Origin of the sequence: Streptomyces sp. NPDC059852 (genome assembly GCF_042731455.1) — a bacterium.
Classification (GTDB): domain Bacteria; phylum Actinomycetota; class Actinomycetes; order Streptomycetales; family Streptomycetaceae; genus Streptomyces.
The window spans coordinates 64,450-83,575 of record NZ_JBHWJK010000001.1; the positions used below are offsets into that span (position 1 = coordinate 64,450).

Consider the following 19,126-nt stretch of genomic DNA (forward strand, 5'->3'; position numbering starts at 1 on the left):
CGTTAACGCATTTCCATCAGGTTAACGACCGCTAACCTCCCTGTCTAGAATCGTTCCCATGGCCACCAGAACCGACGCCCCCACCCGCCGCGAGCAGATCCTCAAGGAGGCCGCGCGGCTCTTCGCCGAGCGCGGCTTCCACGGCGTCGGTGTCGACGAGATAGGCGCCGCGGTCGGCATCAGCGGCCCCGGCCTCTACCGGCACTTCCCCGGCAAGGACGCGATGCTCGCCGAGCTGCTGGTCGGGATCAGCGGCCGGCTGCTGACGGGCGCGAAGCGGCGTCTGGCGGAGGCGGACGGGGTGCCGGCGGAGGAGGTCCTCGACTCCCTGATCGAGGGCCACATCGACTTCGCCCTCGACGACCGCCCCCTGATCACCCTGCACGACCGTGAGCTGGACCGCCTGCGCGACAGCGACCGCAAGCTCGTGCGCCAGCTCCAGCGGCAGTACGTCGAGCTGTGGGTGGAGGTGGTGCGCCGGGTCTATCCGGAGCTCGGCGAGCCGGCCGCCCGCTCGGCCGTGCACTCGGTGTTCGGCCTGCTGAACTCCACCCCGCACCTGGGCCGTCCGGGTGCCCTGCCGGGGCGGGGGGCCACCGCGGGACTGCTGCACCGGATGGCGCGCGGGGCCTTCGGGGCGGCCGGGGACGGGGCGTGCCCGCCGGGGGAGTGACGAGCGTTACGGTCGTTGTCGGCCGTTCCACCCTGGACGTCCTTCGCTACTCGCCGGTACCTTTGATGAGCAAGCGCTTAGACATGTACCGGTGGAGGTGGACGGCGTGCGCCGTACGGTGTTCAACGAGGATCACGAGGCGTTCCGGGAGACCATCCGGGCCTTCATCGAGGCCGAGGTCGTGCCGGTCTACGACGAGTGGTTCGCGGCGGGCCAGGCGCCCCGCGACTTCTACTACAAGCTCGCCGAGCTGGGCGTCTTCGGCATCCGCGTCGACGAGGAGTACGGCGGCGCCGGCATCGACTCGTACAAGTTCGAGGCGATCATGTACGAGGAGACCGCCCGCGCCGGTGTGCAGTTCGGCGGCTCCGGTGTGCACGTGCTGCTCGGCCTGCCGTACCTGAAGATGCTCGCCACCGACGAGCAGAAGAAGCGCTACCTGCCGAAGTTCGTCACCGGCGAGGAGATGTGGGCGCTGGCGATGACCGAGCCGGGCACCGGCTCCGACCTCGCGGGCATGAAGACCACCGCCAAGCTCTCCGAGGACGGCACGCACTACGTCCTCAACGGCGCCAAGACCTTCATCACCGGCGGTGTGCACGCCGACCGGGTGATCGTGTGCGCCCGCACCGCCGCGCCCACCGCCGAGGACCGCCGTCACGGCATCTCCCTGTTCGCCGTGGACACCAAGTCCGAGGGCTACTCCATCGGCCGCAAGCTGGACAAGCTGGGCCTGCGCACCTCCGACACCGCCGAGCTCGCGTTCGTCGACGTCAAGGTGCCCGTCGAGGACCTCCTCGGCGAGGAGAACAAGGGCTTCTACTACCTCGGCCACAACCTCGCCTCGGAGCGCTGGGGCATCGCCTACGGCGCCTACGCCCAGGCCAAGGCCGCCGTCCGGTTTGCCAAGCAGTACGTCCAGGAGCGCACCGTCTTCGGCAAGCCGGTGGCGTCCTTCCAGAACACCAAGTTCGAGCTGGCCGCCTGCCAGGCCGAGGTGGACGCCGCCGAGGCCGTCGCCGACCGCGCCCTGGAGGCCCTCGACGCCGGTGAGCTGACGCCCGCCGAGGCCGCCTCGGCGAAGCTGTTCTGCACCGAGGTCGCCCACCGGGTGATCGACCGCTGCCTCCAGCTGCACGGCGGCTACGGCTTCATGAACGAGTACCCGATCGCGCGTCTGTACGCGGACAACCGCGTCAACCGCATCTACGGCGGAACCAGCGAGATCATGAAGACGATCATCGCGAAGGACATGGGCCTGTAAGGCTCCTGACATTCCCTGCCAGTAGAAAAGGTGCCATGAACGAGGCACTTCAGAGCCTCCTCGATCTGCTCGACCTGGAGCAGATCGAGGTGGACATCTTCCGCGGCCGGTCCCAGTCCGCCGTCGTCCCGCGCGTCTTCGGGGGACAGGTCGCGGCCCAGGCGCTCGTCGCCGCGGGCCGCACGGTGCCCGCGGACCGGCCCGCCCACTCCCTGCACGCGTACTTCCTGCGCATGGGGGACCCGGGGGCGCCGATCGTCTACAACGTCGACCGCATGCGCGACGGGCGCTCCTTCACCACCCGCCGGGTGGTCGCCGTCCAGCACGGCAAGCCGATCTTCGCGCTGTCGGCGTCGTTCCAGACGCACGAGGAGGGCCTGGACCACCAGGCCCCGATGCCGCCCGCGCCCGACCCGGCGTCGCTGCCCACCTCCGAGGAGCGGCTGCGCGGCTACGGGCACCTCGACCCGGCGGTCGTCGAGCGGTTCCTGGAGGCCCGCCGGGCGGTCGACCTGCGCTACGTCGACGAGCCGCCGTACGGCCGTTACGGCGAGCCGCGCGAACCGCACTCCCAGGTGTGGTTCCGCACCAACGGCAAACTCGCCGACGACCCCCTGCTGCACGTCGTGCTCGCGACCTACGTCTCCGACATGACCCTGCTCGACTCGGTGCTGCTCGCCCACGGGCGCGGCGGCTGGGCCGTCGGCGACGTCGTCGGGGCCTCCCTGGACCACGCCATGTGGTTCCACCGCCCGTTCCGCGCCGACGAGTGGCTCCTGTACGACCAGGAGTCCCCGTCGGCCCACGGCGGCCGAGGCCTCGGCCAGGCCCGCATCTACACCCAGGACGGCCGCCTCGCGGTCTCGGTCATCCAGGAGGGCGTGGTCCGCGTCCCGCGCGCGGACTGAGCCCCGGGCGGGGGCCTGTCAGGCGCCCGCCGCGGCGGGCTCGACGTCCCCTGCGAAGACGATCATCTGGTCGATCAGGCCCCGCCGCAGATGGACGACGTCCGTCCCGGCCAGACGCGGCCCGCCGCCGGGCGTGGTGAAGACCCACCGGTAGCGGGCCCACTCGCCGGGCATGTCCACCCCCGAGCAGCGCACCATGGTGCCGGGCCCCGCCGGGTGGCGGCGCAGCTCCAGCACGAACCGCTCGACCGCCTCCACGCCCTCGCTGCGTCCCAGCGGTCCCCAGAAGACCACGTCGGACGTGAGGGCCTGGGCCAGCAGTTCGGTCACGTGCCGGTCGTCCGGGACGTTGAAGGCGGACAGGAACATGTCGATCGCCGACTCGGCGGCTGCTTCCTCCATGCCCTCAGTCATATCAGCCGCCGCGTCCCGCCCGGCCCGAACGGGCGGGTGCCGTGCGCCGGTTCGGGCACGCCTCAGGCGTCGCCCAGGCCCGCCTCCGACAGGAGGTACGCCGTCATCGGGTCGTAGTGGCGCGGGCTGACCACGTGGTCGTCCAGGGGGACGGCCACCTGGAGCGTGCCCTCGGACTCGGCGAGGAACAGGGCCGGGTCGTTGCAGTCGGCGTAGCCGACGGAGTCCACGCCGTGCTGGGCCGCGTACCCCGCCCAGCCGTGGTCGGCGACCACGAGGTCGGGCAGCGGGCGGCCCTCGCGCTCCAGGCCGGTGAGGATCGCCTTCATCGGGTCGCCGGAGTGCGTGTGCCACAGGGACGCGCCGTGCTCCAGGACGGCCACGTCGGCGAACTGCGCGACGTAGCCCTCCTCGGTCTGCAGGCCCTCGGGGATCACGACGATCTCGCAGCCGGCGGCGCGCAGCGCGGCGGCCGTCGCGCGGTGGACGTCCAGCAGGCCCCCGGGGTGGCCGGTCGCGAACAGCACCCGCTGCGAGCCGTCGGCCGCCTTGCGCAGCCGGGCCGCCAGGCGCTCCAGCGCGGCCACCGTCAGCTCCGGGTCGATGGTGTCCTGGCCGTGCCGGTGCTCGGCGTCGTCGCTCACGCCGACGCGCTCCGCCATCACCGCCAGCACGTCCTGCTCGTCGGTCCAGCGGTCGCCGAGCTCCAGGCCGAGCCAGTAGTGGCGGTTGCCGTTCGCCAGCTGGCGGTAGTGGGAGAGGTTGTTCTCGCGGGGGGTCGCGACGTCGCCCGCGATACGGGTGCGGACGAGGTGGTCGACGAGCTCGGCGCGGCTGGGTGTCCCGGGTATCGGCATGGTTCCCATTGTGAGGCAGACGACGGGCCGGGAGCCCTGCTCCGGAGCGCGTGCGACGCGGGTCACTGGCCCGAATCGGTCGCTTCGGCATGCCGCAGGGCGAACCACAGCTCCATCCGCACGTCCGCGTCGTCCAGGTCCGCGTCCAGCAGCGCGGCGCACCGGGCGATCCGCTGCCGCACGGTGTTGCGGTGCACGGACAGCGCCACCGCCGTGCGGTCCCAGCTGCCGTGCAGCGACAGCCAGGTGCGCAGGGTGTCCGCGAGGGTGCCGGTCAGCGGCGCGAGCAGCGCGCGCGCGTGCGCCCGCGCCGCGTCCCCGGACACCAGGTCGGCCAGGGCCGGCCGGTGCGTGCCGTGCCCGGACACCGGCGTGCGGGTGGCCCGCGCCCGCCCCAGCGCCCGGGCCGCCTGGGTGTCCGCCACGGGCCACTCCCCGGCCGGCGCCGGGGCGCTCACCCCGAGGGTCCAGCCGGGCTGGGCGTCCGGCGCCCGGTCCGCCGGCACGAGGACGCGCACGACGTCCCGCCCCACGTCGACCAGGGGCGAGCCGAGGGCCGCGCCGAGAGCGGACGCGGCCATCGGATCGCACGGCGGCGTGTCCGGCGCCGCGTGCACCACCAGCCAGGTCTCCGCGCCCAGCAGCGGGGCCACCGTGTGCGGCTCGGCCCCGAGCAGCAGGCGCACCAGGGCGGAGGAGCGGGCCGCCCCCGAGCCGCTCTGGTGCTCGCCGGTGAGCAGGGACAGCAGGACGGCGGCCACGGAGGCGACGGTGTGGTCCCCGGACCGGTGCCGGGGCGCGGCCACCCCGAGGACGAAGCCGTGCCCGGCGCCCAGCGCGTAGGCGGCGAGACGGGTGTCCCCGGCCGTGTCGGTGGCGGAGGTGGGCGTGCCGGGCCCCGAGGGCCGTACGACCGCCGCGAGCGCGGCCAGCGCCTGACCGGCAGCCGGGTCCACCGCCCGGCCCGCCTCCGCGACCCGCGTCCCCTCGGGGCCATACAGGACGGTGTGCCCGCCCACCCGCTGGGCGAGCTGCCGCAGCACCGCCCGCACGGGGTCGGGGCGCGCGGCGGCGGCCGCCAGGCCCTGCTGGGCCTCCGTCACGCGCCGCAGTTCGGCGAGCCGGGCCTGCGCCATGAGCTGCCACACCGCGCGCGCGATCCCGGAGAACGTGGTGCGCGGCGGCACCTCGAGCAGCGGCAGGCCGTGGGCGTCGCACGCCTCGACGAGGGCACGCGGCACGGTGTCGTGCACGGGCGCGAGCCCGAAGCCCAGGGCGGCACCCCCGGCCGCGACGATCCGCGCCACGTAGTCGTCGAAGTACGTCCCCGTCCCGGCCGCCTCCGGGACGTGCACGCCCGCCGACAGCAGCAGTTCGCCGCCCAGCAGATAGGGATACGGATCGGCCATCTCCGAGGTGTGCGCCCAGTGGATCACCGTGTCCGCGTCCGCCGGCCCGGCGATCTGGCGCAGCCCCAGGTCCTCACGGGCCAGGAGCGCCGACAGCGGCACGGGCGGGGTGGGCGGAACCGCGTGGTCCGGCATGGATGGTTCCTCCACTCGCGGCGTTCCGAATGGATGAAACGTACACTTCGCAGCCACTTTCCGGCCACCTACTGTCGGTGCAGCCGGTGGCCGCGGGTACGGGCGGTTGTCCCTGCGGTCCGCCGCCGGCGTCCCCACCCCCATCCGCACGACACGCCACCGGGATCAGCGCGAAGGAGGCCCACCATGGCCGTCGACTACACCGTGATCGTCGTCTATCTGGCCGGCATGCTGGCCATGGGCTGGTGGGGCATGCGCCGCGCCAGGTCCAAGAGCGAGTTCCTGGTCGCCGGACGCCGGCTCGGCCCCGCGATGTACTCCGGCACCATGGCGGCGATCGTCCTCGGCGGCGCGTCCACCATCGGCGGTGTCGGCCTCGGCTACCAGTACGGCCTCTCCGGCGCCTGGATGGTCTTCACCATCGGCCTCGGCCTGCTCGCCCTCTCCGTGTTCTTCTCCGCGCGGATCGCCCGGCTGAAGGTCTACACCGTCTCCGAGATGCTGGACCTGCGCTACGGCGGCCGGGCCGGCGTCATCTCCGGTGTCGTCATGTGGGCGTACACCCTGATGCTCGCGGTCACCTCGACCATCGCCTACGCCACGATCTTCGACGTGCTGTTCGACATGAACCGCACCCTCGCGATCGTCCTCGGCGGCTCCATCGTCGTCGCCTACTCGACGCTCGGCGGCATGTGGTCGATCACCCTGACCGACATGGTGCAGTTCGTGGTCAAGACGATCGGCGTGCTGCTGCTCCTGCTGCCCATCGCCGTCGTCAAGGCCGGCGGGTTCGGCGAGATGAGGGCGAAGCTGCCGACCGGGTACTTCGACCCGCTGGGCATCGGCGGCGAGACGATCTTCACCTACGTCCTGATCTACACGTTCGGCATGCTCATCGGCCAGGACATCTGGCAGCGCGTGTTCACCGCCCGCAGCGACACCACCGCCAAGTGGGGCGGCACCGTCGCCGGCACCTACTGCCTCGCCTACGCCCTGGCCGGCGCCGTCATCGGCACCGCGGCCAAGGTGCTGTACCCGGACCTCTCCAGCGCCGACGACGCCTTCGCAACCATCGTCAAGGACGAGCTGCCCATGGGCGTGCGCGGCCTGGTGCTGGCCGCCGCCCTCGCCGCCGTGATGTCGACCTCCTCCGGCGCGCTCATCGCCTGCGCGACCGTCGCCAACAACGACATCTGGTCGCGGCTGCGCGGGGTGGTCCGCCCCGACGGCGAGGCGCACGACGAGGTGAAGGGCAACCGTGCCTTCATCCTGCTGATGGGCCTCGCCGTGATCGGCACGGCCATCGCGCTGAACAACGTCGTCGAGGCCCTGACGGTCGCCTACAACCTGCTCGTCGGCGGGCTGCTCGTGCCGATCCTCGGCGGGCTGCTGTGGCGGCGCGGGACGGCGCAGGGGGCGCTCGCCTCGGTCGTCGTCGGCGGCGTCGCGGTGATCACGCTGATGGCCACGCACGGCATCCTCGCCAACGAGCCCGTCTACTACGGCCTGCTGTCCTCCCTCGCCGCGTACGTCGCCGTCTCCCTGCTGACGAAGCCCACCGACGCCGCCGTCCTCGCCGTCTGGCGCGAGCGCCTGGCCGGACGGGACCCCCAGGACCCCGAACGCGCGTCCGAACCGGTGCCGGCCGGCCAGTAGAGTCAGAGGCACATATCCCGCATACGCCCTACGGCGTAGGAAAGAAGGCATTTCCTCATGAGCAGCAACGAGACGCCCCGCGGCCCCGTCGACTCCTCCCGCGTCCCGCGGTACGCGGGCCCCGCGACCTTCGCCCGGCTCCCGCGCCTCGACGAGGTCGGCCGCGCCGACGTCGCCGTGGTCGGCGTGCCGTTCGACTCGGGCGTCTCGTACCGGCCGGGCGCCCGCTTCGGCGGCAACGCCATCCGCGAGGCGTCCCGGCTGCTGCGTCCCTACAACCCGGCCCAGGACGCGTCCCCGTTCGCCCTCGCCCAGGTCGCGGACGGCGGCGACATCGCCGTGAACCCGTTCAACATCAACGAGGCCGTCGACACCATCGAGGCCGCCGCCGACGACCTGCTCGGCACCGGCGCCCGGCTGATGACCCTGGGCGGCGACCACACCATCGCCCTGCCGCTGCTCAGGTCCGTGGCCAAGAAGCACGGCCCGGTCGCCCTGCTCCACTTCGACGCGCACCTCGACACCTGGGACACCTACTTCGGCGCCGAGTACACCCACGGCACCCCGTTCCGCCGGGCCGTCGAGGAGGGCGTCCTCGACACCTCCGCCCTGTCCCACGTCGGCACCCGCGGCCCGCTCTACGGCAAGCAGGACCTCACCGACGACGAGAAGATGGGCTTCGGCATCGTCACCTCCGCGGACGTCTACCGCCGCGGCGCCGACGAGGTCGCCGACCAGCTCCGCCAGCGCATCGGTGACCGCCCGCTGTACATCTCCATCGACATCGACTGCCTCGACCCGGCCCACGCGCCCGGCACCGGCACCCCCGAGGCGGGCGGCATGACCTCCCGCGAGCTGCTGGAGATCCTGCGCGGCCTCGCCTCCTGCAACCTGGTCTCGGCCGACGTCGTCGAGGTGGCGCCCGCGTACGATCACGCGGAGATCACGTCGGTGGCCGCCTCCCACACGGCGTACGAACTGACCACGATCATGTCCCGCCAGATCGCGGCGGCGCGCGAGGAGGACGAGGGCAAGTGACCCACGACCACGACCTGGTACTCCGTCCGACGCGGGAGCAGATCACCGCCGCCCTGAACCCGCCGGCCGGCCGCAACGGCGGGGACCTGGTCGTGGAGACGCTGGCCGGGCTCGGCGCGACGACCGTGTTCGGGCTGCCCGGCCAGCACGCCCTCGGCATGTTCGACGCGCTGCGCCGCAGCGACCTGCGCTACATCGGGCTGCGCGTGGAGAACAACGCCGGGTTCGCCGCCGACGCCTACGGCCGGATCACCGGCGAGGCGGCCCCGCTTCTGCTGTCGACCGGACCCGGGGCGCTGACCTCGCTGGCCGCGCTCCAGGAGGCCGCGGCGGCCTCGGCGCCGGTCCTCGCGATCAGCAGCCAGATCCCGACGGCGGGCCTCGGCGGCGGCCGGCACGGCTATCTGCACGAACTCCCCGACCAGGCGGCCTCGTTCCGGGGTGTCGTGAAGTCGGTCCACACCGTGCGCACCCAGTCCCAGATCCCCTCCGCGATCGAGGCGGCCTGGAAGTCGGCGCTCACCGCCCCGCACGGGCCGGTGTGGGTGGAGATCCCGCAGGACGTCCTGCTCGCCGGGACCTCGATCCCGGTCGTCACCGGCGGCGACGCCTTCCCCGAGGAACTGGTGCCGCGCCCGGAGCTGACGGCGGTGGCGGCCCATCTGCTGTCCCACGCCGAGCGCCCGGCGATCATCGCGGGCGGCGGAGTGGTCCGCGCGGACGCCTCGAAGAAGCTGCTCCAACTGGCGGAGACCCTCCAGGCGCCGGTGGTCACCACCCCCGGCGGCAAGGGCGCGTTCCCCTGGGAGCACCCGCTGTCGCTCCAGTCGTGGATCGAGGACCGGCACACCACCGACTTCCTGGAGGACGCCGACGTCCTGCTGGTGGTCGGCTCCGGCCTCGGCGAACTCTCCTCGAACTACCACACGTTCAGGCCGCGCGGCCGGGTCGTCCAGATCGAGGCCGACCTCGGCAAGCTGGAGTCCAACCACCCCGCGCTGGGCATCCACGCCGACGCCCGCCTGGCGTTGCAGGCGCTGCTGGAGACGGTGTCCGGGCGCCACGACGAGAGCGCCCCCGAGCGGGTGCGCGAGGTGCTCGCGAAGGTCGCCGCCCGGATCGCCGCCCAGGACCTCACGCTGGAGCAGGAGGTGCTGGCGTCCGTGCGCCGGGCCCTGCCCGCCGGCTCCCCGTCGTTCTGGGACATGACGATCCTGGCGTACTGGGCCTGGTCGGCGTTCGACGCCAAGGGCCCCAACCGCATGCACTCCGCGCAGGGCGCCGGCGGCCTCGGCTACGGCTTCCCGGCGGCGCTCGGCGCGGCGGCCGCAGACCCGACCCGCCCGGTGCTCGCGGTGTCCGGCGACGGCGGCGCCCTCTACTCGATCGCCGAGCTCGCCACGGCCCGGCAGTACGGCCTCGACGTCACCTGGCTCATCGTCGACGACGGCGGCTACGGCATCCTGCGCGAGTACATGACCGACGCCTTCGGCGAGGCCACGGCGACCGAACTGACGCGTCCGGACTACGTGGCGCTCGCCGAGTCGTTCGGCGTCCCCGGGGTCAGGACCACGCCCGAGGCCCTGGAGACGGACCTGTCCAAGGCCCTGTCCGAACCCGGCCCCTCGGTGGTCGTGCTTCCGGCGGTGCTGCGCATGTTCGCGCCGACGCACCTCGGAACGGAGTGATCCGGAGGGCTGCCGGCCGGGGGGCTACCAGATCGACTCGACCCACTCCGGGTGGTCGATGAACGGGTTGCGGTTGCCCTGGTACGACGTGTGGATGACGTCGTTGCGGCGCTTCTCGGTGCTGTCCGGCGGGTCCTCGTCGTTCCACTGCTTCAGCACCGAGAGGCGCCCGTGGTACGGGACGCTGCCGTTGATGGAGTCGTTGGCCTCCAGGTCGGGCCGGCCGTCGTCGCCCTCGTAGCGGACGGCCATGTAGAGGATCATCCGGGCCACGTCGCCCTTGACGGCGTCGCGGGGCTCGAAGGAGTTCGAGTCGGTCAGGCTGCCACCGGAGTTGGTGAAGCTGCTGCCGCCGTTGTCGAAGTCCTTGTTGCCGCGGATGGAGTTGACCTGGACGTCCTCCGCGCGCAGGTGGTGCAGGTCGGTGCCGGGTCCGGCCGAGGTGCCGAAGTCGCCGTGGGACTGGGCCCACACGTGCTCGCGGTTCCAGTCGCCGGTGCTGCCGCCGTTCAGCGACTTGCTGCGGGAGATGCCGCTGTAGAGCAGCTTGACGTTGTTGCTGTTGGCCGGGTCCTGGTCGGTGACCTTCAGGGCGTCCCAGACGGCCGAGTAGGACAGCGTCGTCTGCTTGCTGATGATCCCGTGGAGGGCGCTCTTCAGGGCGGGCCCGGTCTTGCCGAGCGCGGCGGAGTAGTACGTGTCGTCGTACGCCGTGGTGGTCGCGGCGGCCGGGGCGGCGGTCAGGGCCGGGGCGGTGAGCCCGGCCAGGAGGGCGGCCGTGGTCAGGCCCACGGACGTCCAGCGCCGGGGGCGTGGGGATGTCGCCGGCATGGGGGGTCTCCTCTCGCGTGTCTACGCGGGTTGAGCGAAGGCGGCATCCGGAGCGTGACATGGGCATGCAGGCGTGTCGAGATCTGCTGTGTGTCCATCAGGTGAAGGAGCGCCGCAATCCGGTGCAAAAGCAGGCGAGTTGCGGCTCTGTGTCCTTAACCAGGGGCCGTATCCGTACAACCATTCGCGCGCCCTCGTTGGTCAACCAGCCATGACTCACGGGACAGCGAGCGAGAACTCCACGGGCGCGGCCAGGCGCGCGCGAGCGGTCGTCGCGGCGGGCCTGGGCGCCGGCCTCGTCATAGCGCCCCTCGCCGCCGCCGCACCGGCCGCGGCGGCGACCCCCACCGTCAGCTGCACCTCGGCCAAGGCGGGGCTGGCCGACAAGCTGAAGCGGGACATCACCGCCGCCCTGGCCAACCGCAAGGGCACCGTCGCGGTCGGCCTGTACGACCGCTCCACGAAGACCACCTGCACACTCCGGGCGACCAGCGCCTACGACTCGGCCAGCGTCGTCAAGGTCACCGTCCTGGCCACGCTGCTGTGGGACGCCAAGAAGCACGACCGGTACCTCACCGACCGCGAGGCGTCCCTCGCCAAGGCCATGATCACCAAGTCGGACAACGCGGCGACCACCACCCTGTGGAAGCAGCTCGGCATGACCAAGATCAAGGGCTTCCTCGCCGCCGCCGCCATGACGAAGACCGTCCCCGGTGCGAACGGCTACTGGGGGCTGACCCAGATCAACGTCACCGACGAGCAGAAGCTCCTCAAGCTCGTCACCGCCAAGAACTCCGTGCTCAGCGACAACTCCCGCGCCTACATCCTCAAGCTCATGGGCCAGGTCGTCTCCTCCCAGCGCTGGGGCACCCCCTACGGCGTGCCGTCCGGCGTCTCCGTGGCCGTCAAGAACGGCTGGCTGCAGCGCGCCACCCAGGGCTGGCGGGTGCACAGCGTCGGCGCCTTCAAGGGCGGCGGCCACGACTACATGATCACGGTGCTCAGCCACGGCAACAGCACCATGAACTACGGCATCGCCACCATCCAGGGCGTCGCCAAGGTCGTCCACAAGGACCTCAGGGCGAGCTGACCGCCCCGCCACCCCCGCCGGATTGTTGCGGCGGGATGAAATCCGAGCTCACCGGCGTTGGTGCCTTCCGGTAGACCAGGACCAACGGGAGGCACGGGCGTGGCAGCGCAGCCAGGATGGGCACGACGACTGTGGGGCTACGCCTGGCGCTACCCGAAGGACGTGATCCTCGCCCTCGGCTCCTCCCTCGGCGGCATGGCCGTCATGGCGCTCGTCCCGCTGATCACCAAGGTGATCATAGACGACGTGATCGGCGGCGAGCGCAGCATGGCCGTCTGGGCCGGGCTGCTGATCGCCGCCGCCGTCGCCGTCTACGTGCTGACCTTCGTCCGCCGCTACTACGGCGGCCGGGTCGCCCTCGACGTCCAGCACGACCTGCGCACGGACATGTTCCGGACGATCACCCGGCTCGACGGGCGCAAGCAGGACGAGCTGTCCACCGGGCAGGTCGTCGGCCGTGCCACCAGCGACCTCCAGCTGATCCAGGGCCTGCTCTTCATGCTCCCGATGACCATCGGGAACTTCATGCTCTTCCTGATCTCGCTGGGCATCATGACCTGGCTGTCGCCACCGCTGACCCTGGTCGCCCTCGCGGTGGCCCCCGCCCTGTGGTGGATCGCCCGGCGCAGCCGCAGCAGACTCCACCCCTCCACCTGGTACGCCCAGGCCCAGGCCGCGGCCGTCGCCGGCGTCGTCGACGGCGCGGTCAGCGGCGTGCGCGTGGTGAAGGGCTTCGGGCAGGAGGAGCAGGAGACCGGCAAGCTCCGCGAGGTCGGCCGCCGGCTCTACGCGGGGCGGCTGCGCACCATCCGGTTCAACGCCACGTACACCCCCGCCCTCCAGGCCGTCCCGGCGCTCGGCCAGGTCGCCATGCTCGCCCTCGGCGGCTGGCTGGCGGTGCGCGGGCACATCACGCTCGGCACCTTCGTCGCCTTCTCCACCTACCTCGCCCAGCTGGTCGGCCCGGTCCGCATGCTCGCCATGGTCCTCACCGTCGCCCAGCAGGCGCGTGCGAGCAGCGAACGCGTCCTGGAGCTGATCGACACCGAGCCCTCGATCGAGGACGGCACCCGGACCCTCCCGGCCGACGCCCCCGCCACGGTCGAGTTCGACGACGTCTCCTTCGGCTACGACGAGGAGCGTCCCGTCCTCGACGGCCTCAGCCTGGAGATCCGCGCCGGGGAGACCCTCGCCGTGGTCGGCGCCTCCGGCTCCGGCAAGTCCACCGTCTCCCTCCTGCTCCCGCGCTTCTACGACGTCACCCGCGGTGCCGTCCTCGTCGGTGGCCACGACGTGCGCGAGCTGACCCTGGACTCGCTGCGGGCCGCGATCGGCCTCGTCCCCGAGGACTCGTTCCTCTTCTCCGACACCGTCCGCGCCAACATCGCCTACGGCCGCCCCGACGCCACCGACGAGCAGATCGAGGCCGCCGCCCGCGCCGCCCAGGCCGACCGCTTCATCGCCGACCTCCCCGAGGGGTACGGCACCACGGTCGGCGAGCACGGCCTGACCCTCTCCGGCGGCCAGCGCCAGCGGATCGCGCTGGCCCGCGCGATCCTCGCCGACCCCCGCCTCCTCGTCCTCGACGACGCCACCTCGGCGGTGGACGCCCGCGTCGAGCACGAGATCCACGAGGCGCTCAAGCACGTCATGGAGGGCCGGACGACCCTCCTCATCGCCCACCGCCGCTCCACCCTCGGCCTCGCCGACCGCATCGCGGTCCTGGACGCCGGCCGGCTCGCCGACATCGGCACCCACGAGGAGCTGCAGGAGCGCTCCGCCCTCTACCGCCGGCTGCTCACCGACCCCGACGAGCTCGGCGGGGTCTCGCCCGGCCATACCCAGCCGGCCTGTCCCCAGGAGGACACCTCCGTCCGGGACGAGCTGGACGCCGAGTTCGACGCCGAACGCGGGGTCACGCCCCGGCTGTGGACCGGCGACCGCGAGCCCAAGGACCTCGCCCTCGCCCAGTCCCCGGCCACCCCGGAACTGCTCGCCCAGGTCGAGGCCCTGCCCCCGGCGCTCGACGTCCCCGACGTCGACGAGGCGAGCGCGGTCCGGCCCGAGCGGTCGTACGGGCTGCGGCGGCTGCTGCGGGGCTTCGGGCGCCCGCTGCTGATCAGCCTCGCCCTGGTCGCCGTCGACGCGGGCATGGGCCTGCTGCTGCCCATCCTGATCCGGCACGGCATCGACTCGGGCGTCGGCCGGGCCGCACTGGGCGCGGTGTGGGCGGCGTCCCTGCTCGGCCTGCTCGCGGTCGGCGTCCAGTGGGCCGCCCAGGTCGGCGAGACCCGGATGACCGGGCGCACCGGCGAGCGGGTGCTGTACGCGCTGCGGCTGAAGATCTTCGCCCAGCTCCAGCGGCTCGGCCTGGACTACTACGAGCGCGAGCTGACCGGCCGGATCATGACCCGGATGACCACGGACGTGGACGCGCTGTCCACGTTCCTGCAGACCGGCCTGGTCACCGCGTTCGTCTCGGTCGTCACCTTCTTCGGCATCATGGGCGCCCTGCTGGTGCTCGACGTGCAGCTGGCGTTCGTGGTCTTCGCGACCCTGCCACCGCTGATCGTCGGGACGTACTTCTTCCGCAGGGCGAGCGTGAAGGCGTACGAGCTGGCCCGTGAGCGGGTGTCGGTGGTCAACGCCGACCTCCAGGAGTCGGTGGCGGGCCTGCGGATCGTGCAGGCGTTCCGGCGCGAGCGCGACGGCGGCGCCCGGTTCGCCGAGCGCAGCGACAGCTACCGCCAGGCCCGGATCCGGGGCCAGTGGCTGATCTCGATCTACTTCCCGTTCGTGCAGTTCCTGGCGTCGGCGGCGGCCGCGGCCGTGCTGATCGTGGGCGGGGTGCGGATCGAGGCGGCCACGCTGACGACCGGCGCGCTGGTGGCGTACCTGCTCTACATCGACCTGTTCTTCGCGCCGGTCCAGCAGCTCTCCCAGGTCTTCGACGGCTACCAGCAGGCCACGGTCTCGCTCGGCCGCATCCAGGAGCTGCTGCGCGAACCGACGTCGACACGGGCCGCCGAGGAGCCGCGCGAGGTGCGGGAGCTGCGGGGCGAGATCGCCTTCGAGGGCGTGCGCTTCGCCTACGGCGACGACGAGGAGGCGCTGTCCGGCATCGACCTGCGCATCCCCGCCGGGCAGACCGTCGCGTTCGTCGGGGAGACCGGCGCCGGCAAGTCCACCCTGGTCAAGCTGGTCGCCCGGTTCTACGACCCGAGCGCGGGCCGCGTCACCGTCGACGGCACCGACGTACGGGACCTGGACCTGACGTCGTACCGCCACCGGCTCGGGGTCGTGCCGCAGGAGGCGTACCTCTTCGCCGGCACCGTCCGCGACGCCATCGCGTACGGGCGTCCCGACGCCACCGACGCCGAGGTCGAGGCGGCGGCACGGGCGGTGGGCGCGCACGAGATGATCGCGACCCTCGACGGCGGCTACCTCCACGAGGTCGCCGAGCGCGGCCGCAACCTCTCCGCCGGGCAGCGCCAGCTGATCGCGCTGGCCCGCGCCGAGCTGGTCGACCCCGACGTGCTGCTCCTCGACGAGGCGACGGCCGCCCTCGACCTGGCCACGGAGGCGCAGGTCAACCAGGCCACGGACCGGCTCGCGGGCCGCCGTACGACCCTGGTGGTGGCCCACCGGCTGACGACGGCCGCGCGGGCCGACCGGGTGGTGCTCATGGACCACGGCCGGGTCGCCGAGGACGGCACGCACGAGGAGCTGCTCGCGCGCGGCGGACGGTACGCCGAGCTGTGGCGGACCTTCCTCGGGCAGGCCGAGCCGGAGGAGCCGGTCGGCGTGGGCCGGTGAGCCGGGCCCCCGCGCCCGCGTGACGGCCGTGCAACCATCCGGCCTACGCCAGGCGTCCGTACACCAGTACGCTCATCGCCGGTGTGTACGGGGAGGACTTGACAGTGGACAAGGGTGGGATACGCCGACGACTGGCCGTCTGCCTGGCGTTGGTGACCGCGTCCGGGCTGCTCGCGATCGCCGTCCCGGCACAGGCGCACGCCGCGCCGAGCCGCTGCGAGGGACGCAAGGTCAGGACGTATCCGTTCTCCACCGGGACGCTGTACGTGTACAAGAAGAACGGCTACGTCTGCGCGATCACGCTGCCGAAGAGCCCCGGGCGCAAGCAGCCCATGATGGTCAGCGTGCGGGCCTACCGGGCCAACCCGGTCACGGACGAGGGCCGGTACACCCGCCGGGCCGGACCGGTGACGGTCCACGCCGGGCACCGCTGCGTCTGGGTCAAGGGCAAGGTGGGAAGCGGCTCGGTGAGCAAGGGCTGGATCCTGTGCTGACCGGGCGCGCGAGCCGCCGTCACAGCCGCCGGGCGCAGCCGACCGGCTTCTCGCCGCCGACCTTCACATAGAGGGCGGTGGACGAAGGGCACTGGGACCGTCGGTCCACGATCCGGGTCACCTGGTAGCCCGGCTCGTGCTCGCCCTCGCCGTCGCAGGCCGTCTCCCGGACCTGCCCGTCGCCCGAGCCGTAGACGCAGTCGCCGACGATCGTGCGGGGGCCGCCTCCGCCGCCGGGGTCGCCCGGGTGGGGCGGGGTGAGGTTGCGCATACACGCGTAACCCTGCGGAACGGCGCCGTCGCCGTCCTCGTCGGAGGTCCGGTCCTGGGCGCTGATGTGCAGGACGAAGTCCGTGGTGCCCGGGCACGGCGGGCCGTCGCGGACCGTGCCGTCGTGCCGGGCCACGACCCGCGCGGCCGCCCGCTCGCTCACGCACGGAACCTCGGTGAAGCTGGTCCGGCCGAACGAGCTGCACTCGTCCACCGCGAGGAACACCGCGCCGTGCCCACCGGGCGCCGGCGCGGTGGCGCCCGTGCCCGGCGGGCCGTCCTGCGGTGAGGCCGCCGGCCCCTGGCACCCCGTCAGCAGCGCGGCGAGCACCGCGCACACGGCCGCCCCACCTCGTCCTCCACGCATCGCACCCCCCGGTCCAGCGTGACCCGCGACCACGGGAACACGCCAGACATACGGGGTCCTTTGCGCCGGTCGGTGACGAGAGCGCCCGTTGTGTGGCGTACGGGCGCTACGTCCGATGCGTCAGGAGGTCAGCGGCCGCGGTACGACAGCCCGTGGCCGACCGGGAACAGCGTCCTGGCCGGGTCGTCCGCGCGCTGCACCGGCACGGGCAGCCTGCCCTGCGGGGCCACCCGCCCGGCGATCACCCGGGCCGCGGCCCGCAGTTCGACGTCCGTCCAGGAGTAGGCCGCCAGGAAGGCCTTCACGCCCGGCAGATGGGCCACGTCGTACGGGTTGCGGACGGCGACCGCGACCACCGGCTTCCCTGTGGCGAGCAACTGTTCGACGAGTGTCTTCTGCGTACTGGACGCCGTGACGTTGTACGTGCCGACCACCACCGCGTCCGCCTCGCGCGCCGCCTCCACGGCCCGCGCGATCGTCGCCGCGGACGGTGCCGTGCCGGTCGACAGGGCGGTCGCCGTGAAGCCCAGCTCGGTCAGTGCCCCGGCGAGCACACCCGTCGGCGGGCCCGTCGTTCCGGACGGGGAGGCCGGGTCGGCGCCGACGACCAGCACCTTGCGGTGGGACCGGCGCGACAGCGGCAGCAGCGCCCCCTCGTTGACCAGCAGGGTCGTGGTGCGCTCGGCGATGCGGTCGGCGGCCTTGAGATGGGCCGGCGTGCCCACCGAGCGGTCCACGCCCGACTGGCTGACGTAGGGGTCGTCGAACAGCCCCAGCTTCGCCTTCAGGCGCAGGATGCGCAGGATCGATTCGTCGAGCCGTGCCTCGGTCAGCTCGCCGTCCTGCACGGCCTTCAGGACCGCGTTCCACGCCACGTCCAGGTCCGGCGGGTTCAGCAGCTGGTCCACTCCCGCCTTGAGCGCGAGCACCGGGACGCGGTCGTCGCCGTACTTGGTGCGGACGCCCTCCATGCCGAGCGAGTCCGTCACCACCAGCCCGTCGTAGCCGAGCTCCTCGCGCAGGATGCCGGTGAGGATCGGGTGGGAGAGCGTCGCCGGGTCGCCCGAGTCGTCGAGGGCCGGGACCATGAGGTGCGCGGTCATGATCGAGTCGATGCCGGCGCGGACGGCGGCCCGGAACGGCGGCGCGTCCAGCTTCTCCCACTCCTCCCGGCTGTGAGTGATGACCGGGAAGCCGGTGTGGCTGTCGACGGCGGTGTCGCCGTGGCCGGGGAAGTGCTTGGCGGTCGCCGCGACCTGACGCGCGTGCTGGTACCCGGCCACCTCGGCGGCGACCAGGCCGGCCACCGCGTCCGGCTCGGAGCCGAAGGAGCGCACGCCGATGACCGGGTTCGCCGCGTTCACGTTGACGTCGGCCACGGGGGAGTAGTTCTGCCGGATGCCCAGCGCCCGCAGCTCCTCACCGGCGAGCCGGCCGAGGGTGCGGGCGTCGGAGCGGGAGCCGCTTGCGCCGACGGCCATGGCGCCCGGGAAGAGCGTGGCCGGTTCCCCGACCCGGCACACGATGCCGTGCTCCTGGTCGGTGGAGATGAGCACGGGCAGACCGCGCGGCTGGGCGAGCGACGCCTTCTGGATGCCGTTCGACAGAGCGGCGATCTGGTGCGGGTCGCGGGTGTTGTGCGCCCAGGTGAAGTAGATGATGCCGCCGACCCGGTACCTGGCGAGCAGCTCGGCGGCCGTGCGCACGCCGATCTCCTGGAGGTTGGCGTCGATGTCCGCCTGGTCCGGGTCGGTCGCGGAGTGGCCGTAGACCCGCATGACGAAGAGCTGCCCGACCTTCTCGGGCAGCGTCATCCGGTCGATGAGGGCGCGCAGCCGCCTGTCGTCGTGCGGGGCGGCGTGCGCGGTGCCGCCGAGGGCCAGGGCGCCGGTGATCCCGGCGGTGGCCGCCAGGACCAGGCGTCTTGAAGGCGATGCGGTGCTTCCCGTGCTGGTGTCGGGCACGTGCGCTCCTTCCGGAGGTGGCGCGGTGAAGGAAACTTCCAAGGAGTCACCAATATCCAGGAAGTTTCTGCCAGTCAAGGGAATGGACCGTAATCGAAGAGGGGCCGCCATCGGCGCAGTTGGAGGGGGGCGCGCCGATGACGGCGTGCTGCCGGCCGCGGCACGGCTGGAGAGGGTGGTCAGCGATCGCAGCCAGCAGCGAGGCCGACACCGCGCCACGGTGACTCTTCCGGCAGCCTGCCCTTTGGACGA

Annotated in this window: 15 protein-coding genes; 9 read left to right on the forward strand and 6 right to left on the reverse strand. The window is 72.6% G+C overall.

Annotated elements, in window-relative coordinates:
* Positions 1-58 precede the first annotated feature (58 nt).
* The 3 genes from ACFV46_RS00315 to ACFV46_RS00325 all read left to right on the forward strand — a co-directional run bounded on the left by ACFV46_RS00315 (position 59) and on the right by ACFV46_RS00325 (position 2,845).
* On the forward strand, positions 59-673 hold the full coding sequence (locus ACFV46_RS00315; RefSeq protein WP_361924727.1) for a TetR/AcrR family transcriptional regulator: 615 nt from the start codon (positions 59-61) through the stop codon (positions 671-673).
* A 106-nt stretch (positions 674-779) separates the two neighbouring features.
* Positions 780-1,937 carry an acyl-CoA dehydrogenase family protein gene (locus tag ACFV46_RS00320; protein ID WP_361924890.1) on the forward strand — a complete coding sequence of 386 codons (1,158 nt, stop codon included), beginning with the start codon at positions 780-782 and terminating at the stop codon, positions 1,935-1,937.
* A gap of 35 nt (positions 1,938-1,972) precedes the next feature.
* Positions 1,973-2,845 (forward strand): acyl-CoA thioesterase II, encoded by an 873-nt coding sequence (locus ACFV46_RS00325; protein WP_361924729.1) that lies wholly within the window; start codon positions 1,973-1,975, stop codon positions 2,843-2,845.
* A gap of 18 nt (positions 2,846-2,863) precedes the next feature.
* Here ACFV46_RS00325 and ACFV46_RS00330 read toward each other — a convergent pair whose 3' ends face one another.
* The 3 genes from ACFV46_RS00330 to ACFV46_RS00340 form a co-directional block, all read right to left on the reverse strand.
* On the reverse strand, positions 2,864-3,247 hold the full coding sequence (locus ACFV46_RS00330) for a nuclear transport factor 2 family protein (RefSeq protein ID WP_361924730.1): 384 nt from the start codon (positions 3,245-3,247) through the stop codon (positions 2,864-2,866).
* A 74-nt stretch (positions 3,248-3,321) separates the two neighbouring features.
* A complete protein-coding gene (locus ACFV46_RS00335; RefSeq protein ID WP_361924731.1) occupies positions 3,322-4,116 on the reverse strand; it encodes a phosphatase in 795 nt (264 codons plus the stop codon).
* A gap of 62 nt (positions 4,117-4,178) precedes the next feature.
* Positions 4,179-5,660 (reverse strand): PucR family transcriptional regulator, encoded by a 1,482-nt coding sequence (locus ACFV46_RS00340; RefSeq protein WP_385496530.1) that lies wholly within the window; start codon positions 5,658-5,660, stop codon positions 4,179-4,181.
* 186 nt (positions 5,661-5,846) lie between these two features.
* Between ACFV46_RS00340 and ACFV46_RS00345 the strand changes: the two genes are divergently transcribed.
* Genes ACFV46_RS00345 through ACFV46_RS00355 form a run of 3 tightly spaced genes read left to right on the forward strand, consistent with a single transcriptional unit; the run spans position 5,847 to position 10,042 of the window.
* Positions 5,847-7,316 carry a sodium:solute symporter gene (locus ACFV46_RS00345; protein WP_376726721.1) on the forward strand — a complete coding sequence of 490 codons (1,470 nt, stop codon included), beginning with the start codon at positions 5,847-5,849 and terminating at the stop codon, positions 7,314-7,316.
* Positions 7,317-7,373: 57 nt separating this feature from the next.
* Positions 7,374-8,354: an agmatinase gene (speB, locus tag ACFV46_RS00350; protein WP_361924736.1), complete on the forward strand. Its 981-nt coding sequence runs from the start codon at positions 7,374-7,376 to the stop codon at positions 8,352-8,354.
* Entirely contained in the window at positions 8,351-10,042 is a 1,692-nt protein-coding gene (locus ACFV46_RS00355; RefSeq protein WP_385496531.1) for a thiamine pyrophosphate-binding protein, read from the forward strand. Before speB ends, ACFV46_RS00355 begins: the two co-directional genes overlap by 4 nt.
* Before the next feature lie 24 nt (positions 10,043-10,066).
* Here the strand turns inward: ACFV46_RS00355 and ACFV46_RS00360 are convergent, their stop codons facing one another.
* On the reverse strand, positions 10,067-10,873 hold the full coding sequence (locus ACFV46_RS00360; RefSeq protein ID WP_385496532.1) for an endonuclease I family protein: 807 nt from the start codon (positions 10,871-10,873) through the stop codon (positions 10,067-10,069).
* 211 nt (positions 10,874-11,084) lie between these two features.
* Here ACFV46_RS00360 and ACFV46_RS00365 point away from each other — a divergent pair, with 211 nt between their 5' ends.
* The 3 genes from ACFV46_RS00365 (at position 11,085) to ACFV46_RS00375 (ending at position 16,273) form a co-directional block, all read left to right on the forward strand.
* A complete protein-coding gene (locus ACFV46_RS00365; RefSeq protein WP_361924742.1) occupies positions 11,085-11,963 on the forward strand; it encodes a serine hydrolase in 879 nt (292 codons plus the stop codon).
* 99 nt (positions 11,964-12,062) lie between these two features.
* Entirely contained in the window at positions 12,063-15,779 is a 3,717-nt protein-coding gene (locus ACFV46_RS00370; RefSeq protein WP_385496533.1) for an ABC transporter ATP-binding protein, read from the forward strand.
* A gap of 104 nt (positions 15,780-15,883) precedes the next feature.
* Positions 15,884-16,273, forward strand: a complete 390-nt coding sequence (locus ACFV46_RS00375) for a hypothetical protein (protein ID WP_361924746.1) — start codon at positions 15,884-15,886, stop codon at positions 16,271-16,273.
* Between the two features lie 19 nt (positions 16,274-16,292).
* Here ACFV46_RS00375 and ACFV46_RS00380 read toward each other — a convergent pair whose 3' ends face one another.
* Both ACFV46_RS00380 and ACFV46_RS00385 read right to left on the reverse strand, forming a co-directional pair.
* Complete coding sequence (locus tag ACFV46_RS00380; protein WP_376726716.1) at positions 16,293-16,910, reverse strand: hypothetical protein; 618 nt, start codon at positions 16,908-16,910, stop codon at positions 16,293-16,295.
* Between the two features lie 128 nt (positions 16,911-17,038).
* Positions 17,039-18,874 (reverse strand): glycoside hydrolase family 3 protein, encoded by a 1,836-nt coding sequence (locus ACFV46_RS00385; RefSeq protein WP_385496534.1) that lies wholly within the window; start codon positions 18,872-18,874, stop codon positions 17,039-17,041.
* Positions 18,875-19,126 lie beyond the last annotated feature (252 nt).

What these genes read in the sequence shown, in the direction of transcription:
- ACFV46_RS00315 (WP_361924727.1), top strand. Translation starts at nt 59, where the DNA reads ATGGCCACCAGAACCGACGCCCCCACCCGCCGCGAGCAGATCCTCAAG.
- ACFV46_RS00325 (WP_361924729.1), top strand. Translation starts at nt 1,973, where the DNA reads ATGAACGAGGCACTTCAGAGCCTCCTCGATCTGCTCGACCTGGAGCAG.
- ACFV46_RS00330 (WP_361924730.1), bottom strand. Translation starts at nt 3,247, where the DNA reads ATGGAGGAAGCAGCCGCCGAGTCGGCGATCGACATGTTCCTGTCCGCC.
- ACFV46_RS00335 (WP_361924731.1), bottom strand. Translation starts at nt 4,116, where the DNA reads ATGCCGATACCCGGGACACCCAGCCGCGCCGAGCTCGTCGACCACCTC.
- ACFV46_RS00340 (WP_385496530.1), bottom strand. Translation starts at nt 5,660, where the DNA reads ATGCCGGACCACGCGGTTCCGCCCACCCCGCCCGTGCCGCTGTCGGCG.
- ACFV46_RS00345 (WP_376726721.1), top strand. Translation starts at nt 5,847, where the DNA reads ATGGCCGTCGACTACACCGTGATCGTCGTCTATCTGGCCGGCATGCTG.
- speB (WP_361924736.1), top strand. Translation starts at nt 7,374, where the DNA reads ATGAGCAGCAACGAGACGCCCCGCGGCCCCGTCGACTCCTCCCGCGTC.
- ACFV46_RS00360 (WP_385496532.1), bottom strand. Translation starts at nt 10,873, where the DNA reads ATGCCGGCGACATCCCCACGCCCCCGGCGCTGGACGTCCGTGGGCCTG.
- ACFV46_RS00365 (WP_361924742.1), top strand. Translation starts at nt 11,085, where the DNA reads ATGACTCACGGGACAGCGAGCGAGAACTCCACGGGCGCGGCCAGGCGC.
- ACFV46_RS00380 (WP_376726716.1), bottom strand. Translation starts at nt 16,910, where the DNA reads ATGCGTGGAGGACGAGGTGGGGCGGCCGTGTGCGCGGTGCTCGCCGCG.